General features: G+C 70.7%; 19 protein-coding genes. 16 read left to right on the forward strand and 3 right to left on the reverse strand.

The genetic code is table 11. From position 1 onward, the window contains the following. Positions 1-132: 132 nt before the first annotated feature. Entirely contained in the window at positions 133-2,331 is a 2,199-nt protein-coding gene (locus tag ACIQ6Y_RS28790; RefSeq protein ID WP_404043073.1) for an elongation factor G-like protein EF-G2, read from the reverse strand. 279 nt (positions 2,332-2,610) lie between these two features. Between ACIQ6Y_RS28790 and pgsA the strand changes: the two genes are divergently transcribed. The 15 genes from pgsA to ACIQ6Y_RS28865 all read left to right on the forward strand — a co-directional run bounded on the left by pgsA (position 2,611) and on the right by ACIQ6Y_RS28865 (position 18,129). Continuing rightward, a complete protein-coding gene (pgsA, locus tag ACIQ6Y_RS28795; RefSeq protein WP_404043075.1) occupies positions 2,611-3,339 on the forward strand; it encodes a phosphatidylinositol phosphate synthase in 729 nt (242 codons plus the stop codon). After that, positions 3,336-4,247 carry a phosphatidylinositol mannoside acyltransferase gene (locus ACIQ6Y_RS28800; RefSeq protein ID WP_404043077.1) on the forward strand — a complete coding sequence of 304 codons (912 nt, stop codon included), beginning with the start codon at positions 3,336-3,338 and terminating at the stop codon, positions 4,245-4,247. The genes pgsA and ACIQ6Y_RS28800 overlap by 4 nt, the downstream gene beginning before the upstream one ends. Beyond that, positions 4,244-5,416: a glycosyltransferase family 4 protein gene (locus tag ACIQ6Y_RS28805; RefSeq protein WP_404043079.1), complete on the forward strand. Its 1,173-nt coding sequence runs from the start codon at positions 4,244-4,246 to the stop codon at positions 5,414-5,416. The genes ACIQ6Y_RS28800 and ACIQ6Y_RS28805 overlap by 4 nt, the downstream gene beginning before the upstream one ends. Positions 5,417-5,586: 170 nt before the next feature. Then, positions 5,587-6,129, forward strand: coding sequence for a hypothetical protein (locus ACIQ6Y_RS28810; protein WP_404043081.1), 543 nt, complete (start codon positions 5,587-5,589; stop codon positions 6,127-6,129). 189 nt (positions 6,130-6,318) lie between these two features. Next, entirely contained in the window at positions 6,319-7,224 is a 906-nt protein-coding gene (pdxS, locus tag ACIQ6Y_RS28815) for a pyridoxal 5'-phosphate synthase lyase subunit PdxS (RefSeq protein WP_404043083.1), read from the forward strand. 19 nt (positions 7,225-7,243) lie between these two features. Then, positions 7,244-7,849, forward strand: a complete 606-nt coding sequence (pdxT, locus tag ACIQ6Y_RS28820; RefSeq protein WP_404043085.1) for a pyridoxal 5'-phosphate synthase glutaminase subunit PdxT — start codon at positions 7,244-7,246, stop codon at positions 7,847-7,849. 48 nt (positions 7,850-7,897) lie between these two features. Beyond that, the gene (locus ACIQ6Y_RS28825) at positions 7,898-8,650 is read left to right on the forward strand and encodes a YebC/PmpR family DNA-binding transcriptional regulator (RefSeq protein ID WP_404043087.1); all 753 of its coding nucleotides are present in this window, start codon (positions 7,898-7,900) and stop codon (positions 8,648-8,650) included. 209 nt (positions 8,651-8,859) lie between these two features. Then, positions 8,860-9,411 carry a crossover junction endodeoxyribonuclease RuvC gene (gene ruvC / locus ACIQ6Y_RS28830; protein ID WP_404043089.1) on the forward strand — a complete coding sequence of 184 codons (552 nt, stop codon included), beginning with the start codon at positions 8,860-8,862 and terminating at the stop codon, positions 9,409-9,411. Beyond that, positions 9,408-10,013 (forward strand): Holliday junction branch migration protein RuvA, encoded by a 606-nt coding sequence (ruvA, locus tag ACIQ6Y_RS28835; RefSeq protein WP_404043091.1) that lies wholly within the window; start codon positions 9,408-9,410, stop codon positions 10,011-10,013. Before ruvC ends, ruvA begins: the two co-directional genes overlap by 4 nt. A 27-nt stretch (positions 10,014-10,040) precedes the next feature. Further along, positions 10,041-11,114 carry a Holliday junction branch migration DNA helicase RuvB gene (gene ruvB, locus ACIQ6Y_RS28840; RefSeq protein WP_404043093.1) on the forward strand — a complete coding sequence of 358 codons (1,074 nt, stop codon included), beginning with the start codon at positions 10,041-10,043 and terminating at the stop codon, positions 11,112-11,114. A 207-nt stretch (positions 11,115-11,321) separates the two neighbouring features. Beyond that, positions 11,322-11,825, forward strand: coding sequence for a preprotein translocase subunit YajC (gene yajC / locus ACIQ6Y_RS28845; RefSeq protein ID WP_404043095.1), 504 nt, complete (start codon positions 11,322-11,324; stop codon positions 11,823-11,825). 134 nt (positions 11,826-11,959) lie between these two features. Beyond that, complete coding sequence (gene secD / locus ACIQ6Y_RS28850) at positions 11,960-13,738, forward strand: protein translocase subunit SecD (RefSeq protein WP_404043097.1); 1,779 nt, start codon at positions 11,960-11,962, stop codon at positions 13,736-13,738. Between the two features lies 1 nt (position 13,739). Beyond that, entirely contained in the window at positions 13,740-14,849 is a 1,110-nt protein-coding gene (gene secF, locus ACIQ6Y_RS28855; RefSeq protein ID WP_404043099.1) for a protein translocase subunit SecF, read from the forward strand. Continuing rightward, positions 14,846-15,385, forward strand: coding sequence for an adenine phosphoribosyltransferase (locus ACIQ6Y_RS28860; protein WP_404043101.1), 540 nt, complete (start codon positions 14,846-14,848; stop codon positions 15,383-15,385). The genes secF and ACIQ6Y_RS28860 overlap by 4 nt, the downstream gene beginning before the upstream one ends. A gap of 194 nt (positions 15,386-15,579) precedes the next feature. Further along, complete coding sequence (locus ACIQ6Y_RS28865; protein WP_404043103.1) at positions 15,580-18,129, forward strand: RelA/SpoT family protein; 2,550 nt, start codon at positions 15,580-15,582, stop codon at positions 18,127-18,129. A gap of 65 nt (positions 18,130-18,194) precedes the next feature. On the opposite strand, the gene ACIQ6Y_RS28870 is transcribed toward ACIQ6Y_RS28865, so the two are convergent. Next, on the reverse strand, positions 18,195-19,424 hold the full coding sequence (locus tag ACIQ6Y_RS28870; RefSeq protein WP_404043105.1) for a DUF349 domain-containing protein: 1,230 nt from the start codon (positions 19,422-19,424) through the stop codon (positions 18,195-18,197). A 146-nt stretch (positions 19,425-19,570) separates the two neighbouring features. Next, complete coding sequence (locus tag ACIQ6Y_RS28875) at positions 19,571-20,386, reverse strand: peptidylprolyl isomerase (protein WP_404043107.1); 816 nt, start codon at positions 20,384-20,386, stop codon at positions 19,571-19,573. Positions 20,387-20,528: 142 nt separating this feature from the next. Here ACIQ6Y_RS28875 and ACIQ6Y_RS28880 point away from each other — a divergent pair, with 142 nt between their 5' ends. After that, on the forward strand, positions 20,529-21,239 hold the full coding sequence (locus ACIQ6Y_RS28880; RefSeq protein ID WP_404043109.1) for an MBL fold metallo-hydrolase: 711 nt from the start codon (positions 20,529-20,531) through the stop codon (positions 21,237-21,239).

Below are 21,239 nucleotides of genomic sequence, written 5' to 3' on the forward strand. Positions count from 1 at the left end.
CCCGCACACCTGTTGATCAGGTCATCAGCGTATCCGCAGCCACCGACATCGCGTCGGCGGACGACCGAAAGCCGTCCGCCGACCCGGGGGAGAGCGGTCCGCGTAGCGCCATTTGGCGCCGGACCGCCTCAACTAGGAGGCTTTCGCCTCCTGTTGGCGAAGCCGCTCGGCGACCTGCTGCGGCATGGGTTCGTGCCGGGCGTAGGAGCGGTCGAAGCGGGCGGTGCCGTGGGAGAGGGAGCGCAGGTCGACCGCGTACCGGCCGATCTCGATCTCCGGCACCTCGGCCTTGATGAGGGTGCGGCCGCCGCTGGTCTGCTCGGTGCCGAGGACCCGGCCGCGCCGGCCGGACAGGTCGCTCATCACGGCGCCCACGTACTCGTCGCCGACGAGCACGCTGACCTCGGCGACCGGCTCCAGCAGATGGATCTTCGCGTCGGCCGCGGCTTCCCTGAGCGCGAGCGCGCCCGCTGTCTGGAAGGCGGCGTCGGAGGAGTCCACCGAGTGCGCCTTGCCGTCGAGCAGGGTGATGCGTACGTCGACGAGCGGATGCCCGGCGGCGACGCCCTTGGCGGCCTGGGCGCGTACGCCCTTCTCGACGGAGGGGATGAACTGCCGGGGCACCGCTCCGCCGACGACCTTGTCGACGAACTCGATGCCGGAGCCGCCGGGCAGGGGCTCCACCTCGATCTCGCAGATGGCGTACTGGCCGTGTCCGCCGGACTGCTTCACATGCCGTCCGCGCCCGGCCGACCTCGCCGCGAAGGTCTCCCGCAGGGACACCTTGTGGGGGACGACGTCGACCTGGACGCCGTAGCGGCTGCGCAGCCGTTCCAGCGCGACGTCGGCGTGCGCCTCGCCCAGGCACCACAGGACGACCTGGTGGGTGTGCTGGTTCTGCTCCAGGCGCATGGTGGGGTCCTCGGCGGCGAGCCGTGACAGGCCCTGGGAGAGCTTGTCCTCGTCGGCCTTGCTGTGGGCCTGGATGGCGAGCGGCAGCAGCGGGTCGGGCATCCGCCAGGGCTCCATCAGCAGCGGGTCGTCCTTGGCGGAGAGGGTGTCGCCGGTCTCCGCGCGGTTCAGTTTCGCCACGCAGACCAGGTCCCCGGCGACGGCGTGGGTGACGGGGCGCTGCTGTTTGCCGAACGGCGTGGACAGGGCGCCGATGCGCTCGTCGACGTCGTGGTCCTCGTGGCCGCGGTCGGCGAGGCCGTGCCCGGAGACATGGACCGTCTCGTCGGGGCGCAGGGTGCCGGAGAATACGCGGACCAGCGAGACACGGCCGACGTACGGGTCGGAGGCGGTCTTGACGACCTCGGCGACCAGCGGCCCGGAGGGGTCGCAGACGGCGAGGTCGCGGGGTTTGCCGTCGGGCGTGGTGACGGCGGGTGCCTCCCGCTCCAGCGGGGTCGGGAAGCCGCGGGTGATCAGCTCCAGGAGTTCGATGGTGCCGAGGCCCTGGCGGGCGCCCTCGGCGGCGGGGGCCGCGGCCAGGACGGGGTGGAAGGTGCCGCGTGCGACGGCCCGCTCCAGGTCCTGGATGAGCGTCTTGACGTCGATCGGCTCGCCGCCGACGTACCGGTCCATGAGGGTCTCGTCCTCGCTCTCGGCGATGATGCCCTCGATCAGCCGGTTGCGGGCCTCCTCGATCAGCGGCAGCTCGTCCTCGCCGGGCTGGGACTCCTCCCGCTTGCCGGTGGAGTAGTCGAACAGCGTCTGCGACAGCAGTCCGATCAGGCCGGTCACGGGCGCGTGCCCGTCCGGTGCCTGCGGGCCGTGCAGCGGCAGGTACAGCGGCAGCACGGCGTCCGGGTCGTCCCCGCCGAAGGCTTCGGCGCAGATCCGGGTCATCTCCTCGAAGTCGGCCCGCGCGGCCTCCAGGTGCGTGACGACGATGGCCCGTGGCATGCCGACGGCCGCGCACTCCTCCCACACCATGCGGGTGGAGCCGTCCACGCCGTCCGACGCCGAGACGACGAAGAGGGCCGCGTCCGCCGCGCGCAGACCGGCCCGCAGTTCTCCGACGAAGTCGGCGTATCCGGGGGTGTCCAGGATGTTGATCTTGATGCCGTCCCATTCGACCGGCATCAGGGAGAGCTGCACCGAGCGCTGCTGGCGGTGCTCGATGTCGTCGTAGTCCGAGACGGTGCCGCCGTCCTCCACGCGGCCCGCCCGGTTCACCGCCCCCGCGGTCAGTGCGAGGGCCTCCACCAATGTCGTCTTGCCCGCTCCGGAGTGGCCGACCAGCACCACATTCCGTACGGACGCGGGTTGGTCGGCCGCCACTGCCCTGCCGGCGGCCCCGGGGTGTGCGTTCGCCTTGTCGCCCATGGCCTTGCCTCCCGTGCACGGTGAGGTCACTGTGGGCGCGGGCATGTGGAACCGCGGTGGGCGGCTCCGGTGACGCCCGCGGTTCTTCGAGCTTTGCACCCCCGTCACGGTGCGTCCATACGAACGACGGGAACCGGCCTCCTGCCGTCGGTCGCGGGCCGTTCGCCGGATCGCGCGGGCGGCTGCGGGTGCCCGGCGGTCGCCGACACGCGCGCGTGGCTACGATGGGCCAGCCGGTGGCCAGCAGGGGCCACGGCGACACCGACCCTCGGGAAGGCCATGCTGAACAAGTACGCGCGTGCATTCTTCACGCGTGTCCTCACGCCGTTCGCCGCGTTTCTGATCCGCAGGGGCGTCAGCCCCGACACGGTCACGCTGATCGGCACCGCCGGTGTGGTCGCGGGCGCGCTGGCCTTCTTCCCCCGGGGCGAGTTCTTCTGGGGCACGATCGTCATCACACTGTTCGTGTTCTCCGACCTCGTCGACGGCAACATGGCCCGCCAGCTGGGCCGCTCCAGCCGCTGGGGCGCGTTCCTGGACTCCACGCTGGACCGGGTCGCGGACAGCGCGGTCTTCGGCGGTTTCGCCCTCTGGTACGCGGGCACCGGTGACGACAACGTGCTGTGCGCGGTGTCGATCTTCTGCCTGGCCAGCGGCCAAGTGGTGTCGTACACCAAGGCGCGCGGCGAGTCGATCGGTCTGCCGGTGGCGGTCAACGGCCTGGTCGAGCGGGCCGAGCGGCTGGTGATCTCGCTGGTTGCGGCGGGACTCGCGGGCCTGCACACGTTCGGCGTGCCGGGCATCGACGTCCTGCTGCCGATCGCGCTGTGGGTGGTGGCCGTGGGCAGCATGGTCACGCTGATCCAGCGGGTGGTCACGGTGCGCCGGGAGTCCGCGGAGGCGGAAGCCGCAGACGCCGCAGACGCCGCGCAGGCTCCGCAAGGCGGCCAGGGCGGCCCGCAGGACAGCTCCCCGGGCCACTCGCAGAGCAGTGAGGCGGCGAAGTGAGGCTTCAGGAGCGTCTGACGGACGCGCTGTACGGGGCCGGCTGGAGCACGGTCAAGAAGCTCCCCGAGCCGGTCGCCGTGCGCCTGGGCCGCACCATCGCGGACCTCGCCTGGAAAAAGCGCGGCAAGGGCGTGCAGCGCCTGGAGAGCAACTACGCGCGCGTGGTGCCCGACGCAAGCCCCGAGCGGCTGGCCGAACTGTCCCGCGCGGGCATGCGCTCCTACCTGCGCTACTGGATGGAGTCCTTCCGGCTGCCGGCATGGAGTGCCGAGCGGGTCACGAACGGCTTCGACCCCAAGGACCTGCACCACCTGACCGACGGCCTCGCCTCCGGCAAGGGCGTCGTCCTCGCGCTGCCGCACCTGGGGAACTGGGACCTGGCCGGCGCCTGGGTCACCACCAAGCTGGAGACGCCGTTCACCACGGTCGCCGAGCGCCTCAAGCCCGAGACGCTGTACGACCGTTTCGTCGCCTACCGCGAGGGCCTCGGCATGGAGGTCCTGCCGCACAGCGGCGGCTCCGCCTTCGGCACGCTGGCCCGCAGGCTGCGCGACGGCGGCCTCGTCTGTCTGGTGGCCGACCGGGACCTGTCGGCCTCCGGGGTGGAGGTGGAGTTCTTCGGCGAGACGGCCCGGATGCCCGCAGGGCCCGCGCTGCTCGCCCAGCAGACCGGCGCCCTGCTGCTGCCGGTGACGCTCTGGTACGACGACTCGCCCGTCATGCGGGGCCGGGTCCATCCGCCGATCGAGGTGCCCGAGTCAGGTACGCGCGCCGAGAAGACGTCTGTCATGACACAGGCCCTGGCCGACGCGTTCGCCACGGGCATCTCGGAGCACCCGGAGGACTGGCACATGCTGCAACGGCTCTGGCTCACCGACCTCGACCCCGCGAAGGGGCGGACCGCGTGAGGATCGGCATCGTCTGCCCGTACTCCTGGGACGTGCCGGGCGGCGTCCAGTTCCACATCCGCGATCTCGCCGAGTACTTCATCCGCCTCGGCCACGAGGTGTCCGTCCTCGCCCCGGCCGACGAGGACACGCCGCTGCCGCCGTACGTCGTCTCCGCCGGCCGCGCGGTCCCGGTGCCGTACAACGGCTCGGTGGCCCGCCTGAACTTCGGTTTCCTGTCGGCCGCGCGGGTGCGCCGCTGGCTGCACGACGGGGCGTTCGACGTGGTCCACATCCACGAGCCGACCTCGCCGTCCCTGGGTCTGCTGACCTGCTGGGCCGCGCAGGGGCCCATGGTGGCCACGTTCCACACGTCCAACCCGCGCTCCAAGGCGATGATCGCCGCGTACTCGATCCTGCAGGCGGCGCTGGAGAAGATCAGCGCCCGCATCGCGGTGAGCGAGTACGCCCGCCGCACCCTGGTCGAGCACCTCGGCGGGGACGCGGTGGTGATCCCCAACGGCGTCGACGTCGACTTCTTCGCCAAGGCCGACCCCAACCCGGAGTGGCAGGGCGAGACCATCGGCTTCATCGGCCGCATCGACGAGCCCCGCAAGGGACTGCCCGTGGTGATGCGGGCCCTGCCGAAGATCTTCGCCGCGTACCCCAAGGCGCGGCTGCTGGTGGCCGGCCGCGGTGACGAGGAGGCGGCGGTCGCCGACCTGCCGCGGGAGCTGCGCTCGCGCGTGGAGTTCCTCGGCATGATCAGCGACGCCGACAAGGCGCGGCTGCTGCGCAGCGTCGACGTCTACCTCGCGCCCAACACCGGCGGCGAGAGCTTCGGCATCATCCTCGTCGAGGCGATGTCCGCGGGCGCCCCGGTCCTGGCTTCCGACCTCGACGCCTTCGCCCAGGTCCTCGACCAGGGCGCGGCGGGCGAGCTGTTCACCAACGAGGACGCCGACGCCCTCGCCGCCGCCGCCATCCGCCTCCTCGGCGACCCCGACCGCCGCGCCGAGCTCCGCGAACGCGGCAGCACCCACGTCCGCCGCTTCGACTGGTCGACCGTCGGCGCGGACATCCTCTCCGTCTACGAGACGGTCACCGCGGGCGCGGCGGCGGTCGCCGCAGCGGACGACCGCGAGCCCGGGACGGGACTGCGGGCCCGTCTGGGGTTGGCGAGGGACTGAGGGACCGGGAAAGCCGCCGACGGCGAGCAACCGTAGAAGAGCCCAGCCTCTTCGTCGGCTGTCACGGGCGGTGCCTGGGTGCGAGAAGGCCGCGCAGCGGCGAGACGGCGGGGAAGACGGAGTCGGTGCCGGGGTCGGCCGACGATCAGTGACGCGTAGGCTGTGCGGCCGTGACCGCAACCCTCATCTGGATCCTCGTCGCCCTCGTGGCCGTCGGCCTGTACCTGAGCTGGACGGCGGGCCGGCTGGACCGGCTGCACGCCCGGATCGACGCCGCTCGTGCCGCGCTGGACGCGCAGTTGCTGCGCAGGGCCTCCGTGACGCAGGAGGTGGCCACGTCGGGGGTGCTCGACCCGGCCGCGTCGATCGTCCTGTACGAGGCGGCGCACGCCGCCCGGCAGGCCGAGGAGGAGCAACGGGAGGTCGCCGAGAGCGAGCTGACCCAGGCGCTGCGGGCCGTGTTCGCGGAGGCGGCGCAGGTCGAGGCGGTGCGGGAGGCGCCCGGGGGAGAGGAGGCCGCCCGTGAGCTCACCGAGGCCGTACGGCGCGTGCCGATGGCCCGCCGCTTCCACAACGACGCCGTCGGCGCGGCCCGTCGCCTGCGTGAGCACCGTAAGGTCCGCTGGTTCCGGCTGGCCGGCCACGCCCCGTTCCCGATGGCGTTCGAGATGGACGACGAGCCCCCGGCGGCACTGGCGGACCGGGCCACCTGACCGCCCGCCCTCCTGGGCGGTCTGACCAGGGGTTTCTCGGTGGCTGGCCGAAAGTGGCGGGGTCCGTCGACGGCCGGGTGGCGCAAAAACGATCCACCGGCTTTCCATTGGCCCTTGCTGTGGCCTGGCCCGTTCACGTTTCCTCGGTGATGCAGAAACCCTCTTTTCACACTTCTGTGAGGTCAACCCGTGTCCATCATCGAGAACCAGGCTCCCGCCACCGGCACCGCCCGCGTGAAGCGCGGCATGGCCGAGCAGCTCAAGGGCGGCGTCATCATGGACGTCGTCACGCCGGAGCAGGCGAAGATCGCCGAGGACGCGGGCGCCGTCGCCGTCATGGCCCTGGAGCGCGTCCCGGCCGACATCCGCAAGGACGGCGGCGTGGCCCGTATGTCCGACCCGGACATGATCGAGGGCATCATCGACGCGGTCTCCATCCCGGTGATGGCCAAGTCCCGCATCGGCCACTTCGTCGAGGCCCAGGTCCTGCAGTCCCTCGGCGTCGACTACATCGACGAGTCCGAGGTCCTCACCCCGGCCGACGAGGTCAACCACTCCGACAAGTGGGCCTTCACCACCCCCTTCGTCTGTGGCGCCACCAACCTCGGTGAGGCCCTGCGCCGCATCGCCGAGGGCGCGGCCATGATCCGCTCCAAGGGCGAGGCCGGCACCGGCAACGTCGTCGAGGCCGTCCGCCACCTGCGCCAGATCAAGAACGAGATCGCCAAGCTGCGCGGCTTCGACAACAACGAGCTGTACGCCGCCGCCAAGGAGCTGCGCGCCCCGTACGAGCTCGTCAAGGAAGTCTCCGAGCTCGGCAAGCTCCCGGTCGTGCTGTTCTCCGCCGGTGGCGTGGCCACCCCGGCCGACGCCGCGCTGATGCGCCAGCTCGGCGCCGAGGGCGTCTTCGTCGGCTCCGGCATCTTCAAGTCCGGCGACCCGGCCAAGCGCGCCGCCGCCATCGTGAAGGCCACCACCTTCTACGACGACCCGAAGATCATCGCCGACGCGTCCCGCAACCTCGGCGAGGCCATGGTCGGCATCAACTGCGACACCCTCCCCGAGTCCGAGCGCTACGCCAACCGCGGCTGGTAATCACTCAGGTACTGACCTCATGAACACTCCTGTCATAGGCGTCCTGGCCCTCCAGGGCGACGTACGGGAGCACCTCATCGCCCTGGCCGCGGCAGACGCCGTGGCCAGGCCGGTCAGGCGCCCCGAAGAGCTCGCCGAGGTGGACGCCCTCGTCATCCCCGGCGGCGAGTCCACCACCATCTCCAAGCTGGCCGTCCTCTTCGGCCTGATGGAACCCCTCCGCGCGCGCGTACAGGCGGGCATGCCCGTCTACGGCACCTGCGCCGGCCTGATCATGCTCGCCGACAAGATCCTCGACCCGCGCTCGGGCCAGGAGACCATCGGCGGCATCGACATGATCGTGCGCCGCAACGCCTTCGGACGGCAGAACGAGTCCTTCGAGGCCTCGGTCGACGTCAAGGGCGTCCCGGGCGATCCTGTGGAAGGCGTCTTCATCCGCGCCCCGTGGGTGGAGTCCGTCGGTGCCCGGGCCGAGGTGCTCGCCGAGCACGACGGCCACATCGTCGCGGTCCGTCAGGGCAACGCGCTGGCCACGTCGTTCCACCCGGAACTGACCGGCGACCACCGCATGCACGCGCTCTTCGTCGACATGGTGCGCGCAGACCGGGCGGCGGAGTCCTTGTAGGATCTCTGGCGTCGTTACAGAGATGGGTTACGCGAAGGAGACAGGCAGATGTCCGGCCACTCTAAATGGGCCACGACGAAGCACAAGAAGGCCGTCATCGACGCCAAGCGCGGCAAGCTCTTCGCGAAGCTGATCAAGAACATCGAGGTCGCGGCGCGCATGGGCGGCGTGGACCTCGAGGGCAACCCGACGCTCTACGACGCCGTTCAGAAGGCCAAGAAGCAGTCGGTTCCCAACAAGAACATCGACTCCGCGATCAAGCGCGGCGGTGGTCTCGAGGCCGGCGGCGCCGACTACGAGACGATCATGTACGAGGGCTACGGCCCCAACGGCGTCGCGGTGCTCATCGAGTGCCTCACCGACAACCGCAACCGCGCCGCCTCCGACGTGCGCGTCGCCATGACCCGCAACGGCGGCAACATGGCCGACCCCGGCTCGGTGTCGTACATGTTCAGCCGCAAGGGCGTCATCATCGTCCCCAAGGGCGAGCTGACCGAGGACGACGTCCTGGGCGCGGTCCTGGACGCCGGTGCCGAAGAGGTCAACGACCTCGGCGAGAACTTCGAGGTCATCAGCGAGGCCACCGACCTGGTCGCGGTCCGCACCGCCCTCCAGGAGGCCGGGATCGACTACGACTCCGCCGACTCCAGCTTCGTGCCGTCCGTCCAGGTCGAGCTGGACGAAGAGGGCGCCAAGAAGATCTTCAAGCTGATCGACGCGCTCGAGGACAGCGACGACGTGCAGAACGTCTTCGCCAACTTCGACGTCAGCGACGAGGTCATGGCGAAGGTCGACGCGTAACGCTGCCGCGAGCTTCGCGGATCACGACGGGCCGGTGGGACACATGTCCCCCGGCCCGCCGCCGTTGTCAGTGGCAGCGGATAGCCTGGCGGGAGTCAAAAGGATCTCCGTCCACGGACCGCAACCATCAATTGAGGAACCACGACGGTGCTCAGCCAGGTCCGCGAGAGCGGCGGCGGCTTGGCCGCAAAAGAGCGGAGGGGGCGCAGGTGCGCGTACTCGGGGTGGACCCCGGACTGACCCGGTGCGGGGTCGGGGTCGTCGAAGGTGTCGCCGGGCGCCCGCTGACGATGCTCGGCGTCGGTGTCGTCCGCACCCCGGCGGACGCCGACCTCGGCCACCGCCTCGTCGCCGTCGAGCAGGGCATCGAGGCCTGGCTGGACGAGCACCGGCCCGAGTTCGTGGCCGTGGAGCGCGTCTTCAGCCAGCACAACGTCCGTACCGTGATGGGTACCGCCCAGGCCAGCGCCGTCGCCATGCTGTGCGCCGCCCACCGCGGCATCCCCGTCGCCCTGCACACCCCCAGCGAGGTCAAGGCCGCCGTCACCGGCAGCGGCCGCGCCGACAAGGCGCAGGTCGGCGCCATGGTCACCCGGCTGCTCCGGCTGGACGCCCCGCCGAAGCCGGCCGACGCCGCCGACGCCCTCGCGCTCGCCATCTGCCACATCTGGCGGGCCCCCGCCCAGAACCGGCTGCAGCAGGCCGTCGCCCTGCAGGCAGCGAAAGCACCGACCAGAACTCTGAAGGGCCGCCCCGCATGATCGCCTTCGTCAGCGGCACGGTCGCCGCACTCGCCCCGGACGCCGCGGTCGTGGAGGTCGGCGGTGTCGGCATGGCCGTCCAGTGCACGCCGAACACGCTGTCCACCCTGCGCCTCGGCAAGCCCGCCAAGCTGCACACCTCCCTGGTCGTCCGCGAGGACTCCCTCACGCTGTACGGCTTCGCCGACGACGACGAGCGCCAGGTCTTCGAGCTGCTGCAGACCGCGAGCGGTGTCGGCCCGAGACTCGCCCAGGCGATGCTCGCCGTGCACAGCCCGGACGCCCTGCGCCGGGCCGTCGCCACCGGCGACGAGAAGGCGCTCACCGCCGTGCCCGGCATCGGCAAGAAGGGCGCCCAGAAGCTGCTCCTCGAACTGAAGGACCGCCTCGGCGCCCCCGTCGGCGCCCCCGCGGTCGGTGCCCCGGTCACCCAGGGCTGGCGCGACCAGCTGCACGCCGCGCTCATCGGCCTCGGCTACGCCACCCGCGAGGCCGACGAGGCCGTCACCGCCGTCGCCCCGCAGGCCGAGGCCGCCGAAGGCACGCCCCAGGTGGGCCAGTTGCTCAAGGCCGCCCTGCAGACCCTGAACCGCGCCCGCTGACCCCACGATCCGTCGTAAGGCACACACATGAACTGGGACGAACCGACCGACACCGCCGCCACCGACGAGCGGCTCGTCGGCGCGTCCGCCGACCGCGAGGACCAGGCCGTCGAGGCCGCCCTGCGCCCCAAGGACCTGGGCGAGTTCATCGGTCAGGAGAAGGTCCGCGAGCAGCTCGACCTCGTCCTGCGCGCCGCCCGCGCGCGAGGTGCCACCGCCGACCACGTCCTGCTGTCCGGCGCCCCCGGCCTCGGCAAGACCACCCTGTCGATGATCATCGCGGCCGAGATGGGCGCCCCGATCCGCATCACCTCGGGCCCCGCCATCCAGCACGCCGGTGATCTCGCGGCGATCCTGTCCTCCCTCCAGGAGGGCGAGGTCCTCTTCCTCGACGAGATCCACCGCATGTCCCGGCCCGCCGAGGAGATGCTGTACATGGCGATGGAGGACTTCCGCGTCGACGTCATCGTCGGCAAGGGCCCCGGCGCCACCGCCATCCCGCTCGAACTGCCGCCCTTCACCCTGGTCGGCGCCACCACCCGCGCGGGCCTGCTGCCGCCCCCGCTGCGCGACCGCTTCGGCTTCACCGCGCACATGGAGTTCTACGAACCGGCCGAGCTGCAGCGCGTCGTCCACCGCTCGGCCAGCCTCCTCGACGTCGAGATCGACACCGACGGCGCCGCCGAGATCGCCGGCCGCTCCCGCGGCACCCCGCGCATCGCCAACCGCCTGCTGCGCCGCGTGCGCGACTACGCCCAGGTCAAGGCCGACGGCGTCATCACGCGCGACATCGCCGCGGCGGCCCTGAAGGTGTACGAGGTCGACGCGCGGGGCCTCGACCGGCTCGACCGCGCCGTGCTGGAGGCCCTGCTGAAGCTGTTCGGCGGCGGCCCGGTCGGCCTGTCCACCCTCGCCGTCGCGGTGGGGGAGGAGCGGGAGACCGTCGAGGAGGTCGCCGAACCCTTCCTCGTACGGGAGGGACTGCTGGCGCGCACCCCCCGCGGCAGGGTCGCGACCCCGGCCGCATGGGCGCATCTCGGCCTCACGCCGCCCCGCGCGGCAGGCTCCGGAAACGGACAACAGGACCTGTTCGGGACGTGACGGCACGGGAACGACGGGGGTTCGCCGCGGGATGAGCCCGGGTTCGGCGCGGGATTGGCGACGTCAGGAACCCAGGTGCCATGCTGAGCGTTGTTCCCTGCGCGCGGACTCGCTTAGACTCCGCCGATGCCGCCCGTGCCGGACGGCATGCATACCCCCATCGAATAGGCCGCACACCACCGCGGTCGTGTGAAGGAAGTTCGACCCGTGAGTCTCGTGACCCTCCTCCCGTTCATCGTGCTCATCGGGGCCATGATCCTGATGACGCGGTCGGCGAAGAAGAAGCAGCAGCAGGCGGCCGACATGCGGAACCAGATGCAGCCCGGTTCCGGCGTCCGCACGATCGGGGGCATGTACGCGACGGTCAAGGAGGTCAGTGAGGACACCGTCCTCCTCGACGCCGGTCCGGGCGTAGAGCTCCTGTTCGCCAAGAACGCCATCGGCGCCGTGCTCTCCGACGACGAGTACAACCGCATCGTCCACGGCATCGAGCACGACCTGAAGTCCGGCGTCGTCCCGGACGACGCCTCCTCCCTCACCGAGTCCGACGAGTCCGCCGGCTCTGCCGCCGCCTCCGACGAGACGTCCGTCGACCTCGGCAAGAAGGACGCGGGCGAGGAGTCCTCCGAGGACGCCGCCGAGGCGAAGGACGCCGCCGAGGCGAAGGCGGAAGAGCCGAAGAAGACCGACGGCGACTCCGACACGAAGTAGTACCGGCCCGGTGCGCACGGGGGCCTCCTCCGCACGCGCCGGGACACGTGTCTCTCGTCAGGGGATCCCACACCATGTCATGGCCGCCCGCCCGCCGACCCGGCGCGAGGCGGCCCGAGAGGGAGTACGAGAAGGTGGCAGCACCTAAAAAGGGCCGGACCGCGAGCGCCCAGAGCAAGCCGGGGCGCTCGCTGGCCCTGATCCTGATCGCCATCGTGGCGCTCACCGGCGGTATGTTCGCGGCCGGCCACACGACCCCGCGTCTCGGTATCGACCTGGCCGGCGGTACGAGCATCACGCTGACGGCGGTCAATGAGCCTGGCCAGCCCAACGCGATCAACAAGACCAACATGGACACCGCTGTCGAGATCATGAACAGCCGTGTCAACGGTCTTGGTGTGTCCGAGGCGGAGGTCCAGACCCAGGGCGCCGACAACATCATCGTCAACATCCCCAAGGGCACGAACTCCCAGCAGGCCCGGGATCAGGTAGGCACCACCGCCAAGCTGTACTTCCGCCCCGTGCTGCAGAGCGCGCCCTCCGGTGGCGCCGCCGTCCCCAGCACCAGCCCGACCGGCAGCCCCAGCGGCAGCGCCTCCCCGACCGGCAGCCCCTCGCCGAGCGCCTCCACCTCCGCGAGCAGCGGCGACGAGGCCACCCCGTCGGCCAGTGCCACCACGCAGGGCCGCGCGGTCACCGAAGCGCTGAAGGCGGACCCCACCCCCTCGGCAAGCGCCTCGCCCTCCGGCTCCGCCACTCCGAGCGCCACGCCGTCCGCGGACACCGGTGCCGCCGACAGCGACCTCCAGGCCCAGTTCGCCGCTCTGAACTGCGCCGACCCCAAGCAGCGCGCCCAGGCCGGCAAGGCGGCCAAGCCGGAGGACACGACCGTCGCCTGCGGTCAGGACGGCGACGCGTGGACGAAGTTCGTGCTCGGCCCGGTCGCCGTCGACGGCACCGATGTTGACAAGGCCCAGGCCGTCCTCGACACCCAGAGCGGTGCCGGCTGGAAGGTCACGATGGACTTCAGCGGCAGCGGCGGCAAGAAGTTCGCCAAGATCACCGGTGACCTGGCCACCAAGGCCTCCCCGCAGAACGAGTTCGCCATCGTCCTGGACGACGCGGTCATCTCGCACCCGTACGTCCGTACGGCCATCAGCGGCGGCAACGCGGAGATCTCCGGCAACTTCACCCAGACCGAGGCGCAGAGCCTGTCCAACATGCTGTCCTACGGTGCGCTCCCGCTGACCTTCAAGGAGTCCAGCGTCACCACCGTCACGGCCGCGCTCGGCAGCGAGCAGCTGCACGCGGGTCTGCTGGCCGGCGCCATCGGCCTCGCCCTGGTCGTGCTCTACCTCGTCGTGTACTACCGCGGCCTGTCGCTCGTCGCGTGCGCCTCGCTGCTGGTGTCCGCCGCGCTCACCTACGTGATCATGTCGCTGCTCGGCCCGGCCATCGGCTTCGCGCTGAACCTGCCGGCCGTCTGCGGTGCCATCGTCGCGATCGGCATCACAGCCGACTCCTTCATCGTGTACTTCGAACGCATCCGGGACGAGATCCGCGAGGGCCGCTCGCTGCGCCCCGCCGTGGAGCGGGCCTGGCCGCGCGCCCGGCGCACCATCCTGGTCTCCGACTTCGTGTCGTTCCTGGCCGCCGCGGTGCTGTTCATCGTCACGGTCGGCAAGGTCCAGGGCTTCGCGTTCACGCTGGGTCTGACCACCCTGCTGGACGTGGTCGTCGTCTTCTTCTTCACCAAGCCGCTGATGACGATCCTCGCCCGCACGAAGTTCTTCGGAGGCGGCCACAAGTGGTCCGGCCTCGACCCGAAGGGCCTGGGCGCCAAGCCGCCGCTGCGCCGCACCCGCCGTCCCGCCGGCCCTGTCGCGGGCCCCGTCGACCCGAAGGAGGCCTGAGATGTCGAAGCTCGGCAACCTCGGAGCCAGACTGCACCGCGGTGAGGTCAGCTACGACTTCATCGGCCACCGCAAGCTCTGGTACGGCATCTCGGTCCTGATCACCATCACGGCCATCCTGGGCCTGGCGGTGCGCGGCCTGAACATGGGCATCGACTTCCAGGGCGGCGCCGTCTTCACCACCCCGAAGACCAGCGTCTCGGTCTCCCAGGCCGAGGAGTACGCGGCGGACGCCTCCGGCCACGACGCGGTCGTGCAGAAGCTCGGCAACGGCACGCTGCGCATCCAGATCGCCGGCATGGACACCCAGCAGTCCGACCAGATCAAGACCGAGCTGGCCAAGGACTTCAAGGTCGACCCGGAGCGGATCGCCGCCGACCTGGTCGGTCCGAGCTGGGGCGACCAGATCGCCAACAAGGCCTGGCAGGGTCTGGCGATCTTCATGGTCCTCGTCGTGATCTATCTGGCGATCGCGTTCGAGTGGCGCATGGCCATCGCCGCGCTCGTCGCGCTGATCCACGACATCACCATCACGGTCGGCATCTACGCCCTGGTGGGCTTCGAGGTCACGCCCGGCACGGTGATCGGTCTGCTGACGATCCTCGGTTACTCGCTCTACGACACGGTCGTCGTCTTCGACAGCCTCAAGGAGCAGACGAAGGACATCACCAAGCAGACCCGCTTCACCTACAGCGAGATCGCCAACCGCTCCATCAACGGCACCCTGGTGCGCTCGATCAACACCACGGTCGTCGCACTGCTGCCGGTGGCGGGCCTGCTGTTCATCGGCGGCGGCTTCCTCGGCGCGGGCACGCTCAACGACATCTCGCTGTCGCTGTTCGTCGGCCTCGCGGCCGGTGCGTACTCCTCGATCTTCATCGCCACGCCGCTCGTCGCCGACCTCAAGGAGCGCGAGCCGCAGCTGAAGGCGCTGAAGAAGCGCGTCCTCGCCAAGCGCGCCCAGGGCGGCGACCAGGCCGAGCCGTCGGCCGGCGTCGCCGGTGAGGCGTACGACGGTCCCGAGGACGCCGCTCCGGCGGTCGTCGGCCCGCGCGAGACGTCCGCCGCCCGCAGCCGAGGCCGTGGCCGTCCGTCCGGGAAGCGCCGATGACCGAGCTCAGGCAGCTGCTGCTCAGCCGCATCCGCGAGGTCGCCGACTACCCCGAGCCGGGCGTGATGTTCAAGGACATCACCCCGCTGCTAGCGGACCCGGCCGCGTTCACCGCGCTGACCGACGCGTTCGCGGAGATCGCCGTGCGCACCGGCGCCACCAAGGTCGTCGGTCTGGAGGCCCGCGGCTTCATCCTCGGCGCCCCGGTCGCCGTCCGCGCGGGCCTCGGCTTCATTCCCGTACGCAAGGCGGGCAAGCTCCCCGGAGCGACCCTCAGCCAGCGTTACGACCTGGAGTACGGCTCGGCCGAGATCGAGGTGCACGCCGAGGACCTCACGGCCGACGACCGGGTTCTGGTCGTCGACGACGTCCTCGCCACCGGGGGCACCGCCGAGGCCTCGCTGCAGCTGATCCGGCGCGCAGGTGCCCAGGTCGCGGGGGTCGCCGTACTGATGGAGCTCAGCTTCCTCGACGGCCGTACCCGCCTGACGGCGGCCCTGGACGGAGCGCCGCTGGAGGCGCTGCTCACCGTCTGACCGCGCCGGGCGAGGGCCCGAAAATGCAGGTCGCGGCACCCTGAGGCGGGCCCGGAGGAATCCGGAGCCCGCCTTCGGTGTTGGTGCGTGAACAGTCCGCACTTCGGCCTGAAGGCGATCCTGGAGCCCAGGCTCGCTACCATGGGTTCTCCGGAGCCTGACCGGGGGACCCGGAACGCGCACGAGGAGCCCTCTTGCCAGACGAGGCCCAGCACCTGACCGCCGCCAAGCCCGAGCCCGCCTCGGAGCAGCCGGCCACGCCCGCGCCCGACGCGAAGAACGACACCCGCGGGACGGCCGAGCACGCCCAGTCCGAGCCCGTCGACCGGCCCGCCGAGGCCGCCCGCCCCAAGCCGGCTCCCGCTTCTCCCGCGCGCAGCGCTCCCTCGCCTGCTCCGACGCCCCCGATCCGTCCGGCAGCGCCCCAGCCGTCCGCCCGCTCCGGCTCCTCCAACCGCGTCCGCGCCCGGCTCGCCCGCCTCGGCGTGCAGCGCGCCAACCCGTACAACCCGGTCCTGGAACCGCTGCTGCGGATAGTGCGCAGCAACGACCCCAAGATCGAGACCGCGACCCTGCGCCAGATCGAGAAGGCCTACCAGGTCGCCGAGCGCTGGCACCGCGGCCAGAAGCGCAAGAGCGGCGACCCGTACATCACCCACCCCCTCGCGGTGACCACCATCCTCGCCGAGCTCGGCATGGACCCGGCCACCCTCATGGCGGGCCTGCTGCACGACACCGTCGAGGACACCGAGTACGGCCTGGAGGACCTGCGCCGCGACTTCGGCGACGTCGTCGCCCTGCTCGTCGACGGCGTCACCAAGCTGGACAAGGTCAAGTTCGGCGAGGCCGCCCAGGCCGAGACCGTACGCAAGATGGTCGTGGCGATGGCCAAGGACCCGCGCGTGCTGGTCATCAAGCTCGCCGACCGCCTGCACAACATGCGCACCATGCGTTATCTCAAGCGCGAGAAGCAGGAGAAGAAGGCGCGCGAGACCCTCGAGATCTACGCGCCGCTCGCCCACCGCCTGGGCATGAACACCATCAAGTGGGAGCTGGAGGACCTCGCCTTCGCGATCCTCTACCCCAAGATGTACGACGAGATCGTCCGGCTGGTGGCCGAAAGGGCACCGAAGCGTGACGAGTACCTGGCCATAGTGACCGACGAGGTCCAGCAGGACCTGCGCGCGGCCCGTATCAAGGCCACCGTCACCGGCCGCCCGAAGCACTACTACAGCGTCTACCAGAAGATGATCGTCCGCGGCCGTGACTTCGCGGAGATCTACGACCTGGTCGGCATCCGCGTCCTCGTGGACACCGTCCGCGACTGCTACGCGGCCCTCGGCACCGTGCACGCGCGCTGGAACCCGGTCCCCGGCCGGTTCAAGGACTACATCGCGATGCCGAAGTTCAACATGTACCAGTCGCTGCACACGACGGTCATCGGCCCCAACGGCAAGCCGGTCGAGCTGCAGATCCGTACGTTCGACATGCACCGCCGCGCCGAGTACGGCATCGCCGCGCACTGGAAGTACAAGCAGGACGCCGTCGCCGGTGCCTCCAAGGTCCGCACGGACGTGCCCCGCACGTCGGGCAAGGACAAGGACGCCGTCAACGACATGGCGTGGCTGCGCCAGCTGCTGGACTGGCAGAAGGAGACCGAGGACCCGGGCGAGTTCCTCGAGTCGCTGCGCTTCGACCTCTCCCGCAACGAGGTCTTCGTCTTCACGCCCAAGGGCGACGTCATAGCGCTGCCCGCGGGCGCCACCCCGGTCGACTTCGCCTACGCCGTCCACACCGAGGTCGGCCACCGCACCATAGGAGCCCGTGTCAACGGCCGCCTGGTGCCGCTGGAGTCCACCCTGGACAACGGCGACCTGGTGGAGGTCTTCACCTCCAAGGCGGCGGGCGCCGGCCCCTCCCGCGACTGGCTGAGCTTCGTCAAGTCGCCCCGGGCCCGCAACAAGATCCGCGCCTGGTTCTCCAAGGAGCGCCGCGACGAGGCCATCGAGCAGGGCAAGGACGCCATCGTCCGCGCCATGCGCAAGCAGAACCTGCCGATTCAGCGCATCCTCACCGGCGACTCGCTCGTCACCCTCGCGCACGAGATGCGCTACCCCGACATCTCCGCCCTGTACGCGGCGATCGGCGAGGGCCATGTCTCCGCGCAGAGCGTCGTGCAGAAGCTCGTCCAGGCCTTCGGCGGCGAGGAGGCGGCCACCGAGGAGATCGACGAGAGCGTGCCGCCCGCGCGCGGACGCAGCCGCAAGCGCCGCTCCAGCGCCGACCCGGGCGTCGTCGTCAAGGGCGTCGACGACGTGTGGGTGAAACTGGCCCGCTGCTGTACGCCCGTCCCAGGCGACCCGATCATCGGCTTCGTCACCCGTGGTAGTGGCGTATCGGTTCACCGCAGCGACTGCGTCAACGTGGAGTCACTGTCCCGCGAGCCCGAGCGCATCCTCGACGTCGAGTGGGCGCCCACCCAGTCCTCGGTCTTCCTGGTCGCCATCCAGGTCGAGGCCCTGGACCGCTCCCGGCTCCTCTCCGACGTCACCCGCGTCCTGTCCGACCAGCACGTCAACATCCTCTCCGCGGCCGTCCAGACCTCCCGCGACCGCGTGGCCACGTCCCGCTTCACCTTCGAGATGGGCGACCCCAAGCACCTGGGCCACGTCCTGAAGGCCGTACGCGGCGTCGAGGGCGTCTACGACGTCTACCGCGTGACGTCGGCCCGCAGCCGGTCGTAAACGGCCGTACGGACACGAAGAAGGGGCTCCCCGAGGGGAGCCCCTTCCTCATGCGCGGTGCGGCGTCAGCCGCCGAACTCCTGCAGACCCTTCAGGGCCTGGTCCAGCAGCGCCTGGCGGCCCTCCAGCTCCTTCTCGAGCTTGTCGGCACGGGCGTTGTTGCCCTGCGCGCGCGCCTGCTCGATCTGGCCCTTGAGCTTGTCCACCGCGGCCTGCAGCTGACCGGTCAGCCCCTCGGCACGCGCGCGTGCCTCCGGGTTGGTGCGGCGCCACTCGGCCTCCTCGGCCTCCTGGATGGCGCGCTCCACGGCGTGCATGCGGCCCTCGACCTTCGGCCGGGCGTCGCGCGGCACATGACCGATCGCCTCCCAGCGCTCGTTGACCGAGCGGAACGCGGCCCGCGCGGCCTTCAGGTCGGTGACCGGGAGGATCTTCTCGGCCTCCTCGGCCAGCTCCTCCTTGAGCTTGAGGTTCTCCGCCTGCTCGGCGTCCCGCTCGGCGAACACCGAGCCACGGGCCGCGAAGAACACGTCCTGGGCGCCGCGGAAGCGGTTCCACAGGTCGTCCTCGTGCTCGCGCTGGGCGCGCCCGGCGGCCTTCCACTCGGTCATCAGCTCGCGGTAGCGCGCGGCCGTGGGACCCCAGTCCGTCGAGCCGGACAGCGCCTCGGCCTCCGCGACCAGCCGCTCCTTGGTCCTGCGGGCCTCCTCGCGCTGCGCGTCCAGCTGCGCGAAGTGGGCCTTGCGACGCTTGGAGAACGCCGAACGCGCGTGCGAGAAGCGGTGCCACAGCTCGTCGTCCGACTTGCGGTCGAGCCGGGGCAGCCCCTTCCAGGTGTCCACCAGCGCGCGCAGCCGCTCACCGGCCGCCCGCCACTGGTCCGACTGTGCCAGCTCCTCGGCCTCGACGACCAGCGACTCCTTGGCGTGACGGGCCTCGTCGGTCTGCTTGGCCCGCTGTGCCTTGCGCTCCTCGCGGCGCGTCTCGACCAGCCCCGCGAGCTTGTCCAGCCGGGCCCGCAGCGCGTCCAGATCGCCGACCGCGTGGTGCGCGTCCACCTGCTCGCGCAGATGGCCGATCGCGGTCTGGGCGTCCTTCGCCGACAGGTCGGTGGTCTTCACTCGCTTCTCGAGGAGGCCGATCTCGACAACCAGGCCCTCGTACTTGCGCTCGAAGTAGGCCAGCGCCTCCTCGGGGGAGCCTGCCTGCCAGGAACCGACGACCTGCTCGCCGTCGGCCGTACGCACGTACACGGTCCCCGTCTCGTCGACGCGGCCCCACGGGTCGCTGCTCACAGCGCCTCCTCCACATGATGCCTGCGGGGGGCCTCAGCTCCCCCGGGCATCGTCCACAGTTTCGTCACGGCCAACATAGGCGACCGGCGGGTTGCCTGTCCGCATCCCGCGCGACCGAAATTCCGCAGATGGCGGTCGGGATGGGGTCAGGATTTCGCGACCGTCGCCTTGTCGATCACAACGGTCGCGTTCGGCGCGCCGTCACCGGCGCCGGTGTTCTCGCCGGCCTCGGCGATCTTCTTCAGGACCGTCATGCCCGATGCGGAAACGGTACCGAACGGTGTGTAGCTGGGGGGCAGCTGACTGTCCTGGTAGACGAGGAAGAACTGGCTGCCGCCGGTGTGCGGCTGACCGGTGTTCGCCATCGCGACCGTGCCCGCCGGGTACACGCCGCCCTTGAGGCTCTTGTCCTTCAGATTCTCGTCCGGGAGGGTGTAGCCCGGCCCGCCGCTACCGCTGCCCGTCGGGTCGCCGCACTGCAGCACGTAGATGTTGTTCGTGGTGAGGCGGTGGCACTTGGTGTGGTCGAAGTAGCCCTTGCCGGCCAGGTAGTGGAACGAGTTCACCGTGTGCGGGGCCGCCGACGCGTTCAGCGCGATGTCGATGTCACCGCAGGTCGTGGCCAGCTTCATCGTGTACTTGGCCGACTTGTCGATCGTGACCGCCGGCTCCTTCTTCCACGTCTGCGTCCCGACCTTGCCCGCGGCGGGCTTGTCGCAGGGGTCCTTCGCCGCGCTGGGCGTCGGGTCCGTGGTGGCGGTCGCGTTCGCCTTGTCGTCCTTGTCGTCCTTCATGACCCCGGTCGTGTACAGCGCGAGGCTGCCCACCAGGACCACGCCGAGCACCGACGCGATCACCGAGTTGCGCACCTTCGCCTTCTGTCGCGCCTCGGTGCGCCGCTGCTGCTGCCGCAAGAACTTCTCCCGGGCGAGCTGACGCCGCCGCTGTTCCTGGGTGACCACCGGGTTGTCTCCTCGTACGTCCGTCTGGTGTGTGCCCCGTACCGTATATGGGTTCGCTGAGGAATCGGCAGCGCCGGTAGGCTCTGACCTCAGGCGTAGCCCATGCGCAAGCCACCCCGAACCGACACAACGAAGGACGATCGTGCTCATTGCCGGGTTCCCCGCCGGGGCCTGGGGGACGAACTGTTATCTCGTCGCCCCCGCCGCCGGTGAGGAGTGCGTGATCATCGACCCGGGCCATCAGGCGGCCCCCGGAGTCGAGGAAGCACTGAAGAAGCATCGGCTCAAGCCCGTCGCCGTCGTCCTCACCCATGGCCACATCGACCATGTGGCCTCGGTCGTCCCGGTCTGCGGAGCGCACGACGTACCGGCCTGGATCCACCCCGAGGACCGGTACATGATGAGCGACCCCGAGAAGGCGCTCGGCCGGTCCATCGGCATGCCGCTGCTCGGCGAGCTGACCGTGGGGGAGCCGGACGACGTCAAGGAGCTCACCGACGGCGCGAAGCTGGAGCTGGCCGGACTGGAACTGACGGTCGCCCATGCGCCCGGCCATACCAAGGGGTCGGTGACCTTCGGCCTGCCCGAGGCGGCGGACATCCCGCCGATCCTGTTCTCGGGCGACCTGCTGTTCGCCGGCTCCATCGGACGCACCGACCTGCCCGGCGGTGACATGGCCGAGATGCTCGACTCGCTGGCCCGTGTGTGCCTGCCGCTCGAGGACTCGACCGTGGTGCTGTCGGGCCACGGTCCCCAGACGACCATCGGCCAGGAGCGCGCCACCAACCCGTATCTGCGGAAGGTGGCCACCGGCCTGGGAGCTGACGTCGACGCTCCCCGACGAGGAATGTGA

Origin of the sequence: Streptomyces sp. NPDC096205, from assembly GCF_044763135.1 — a bacterium.
GTDB lineage: Bacteria > Actinomycetota > Actinomycetes > Streptomycetales > Streptomycetaceae > Streptomyces.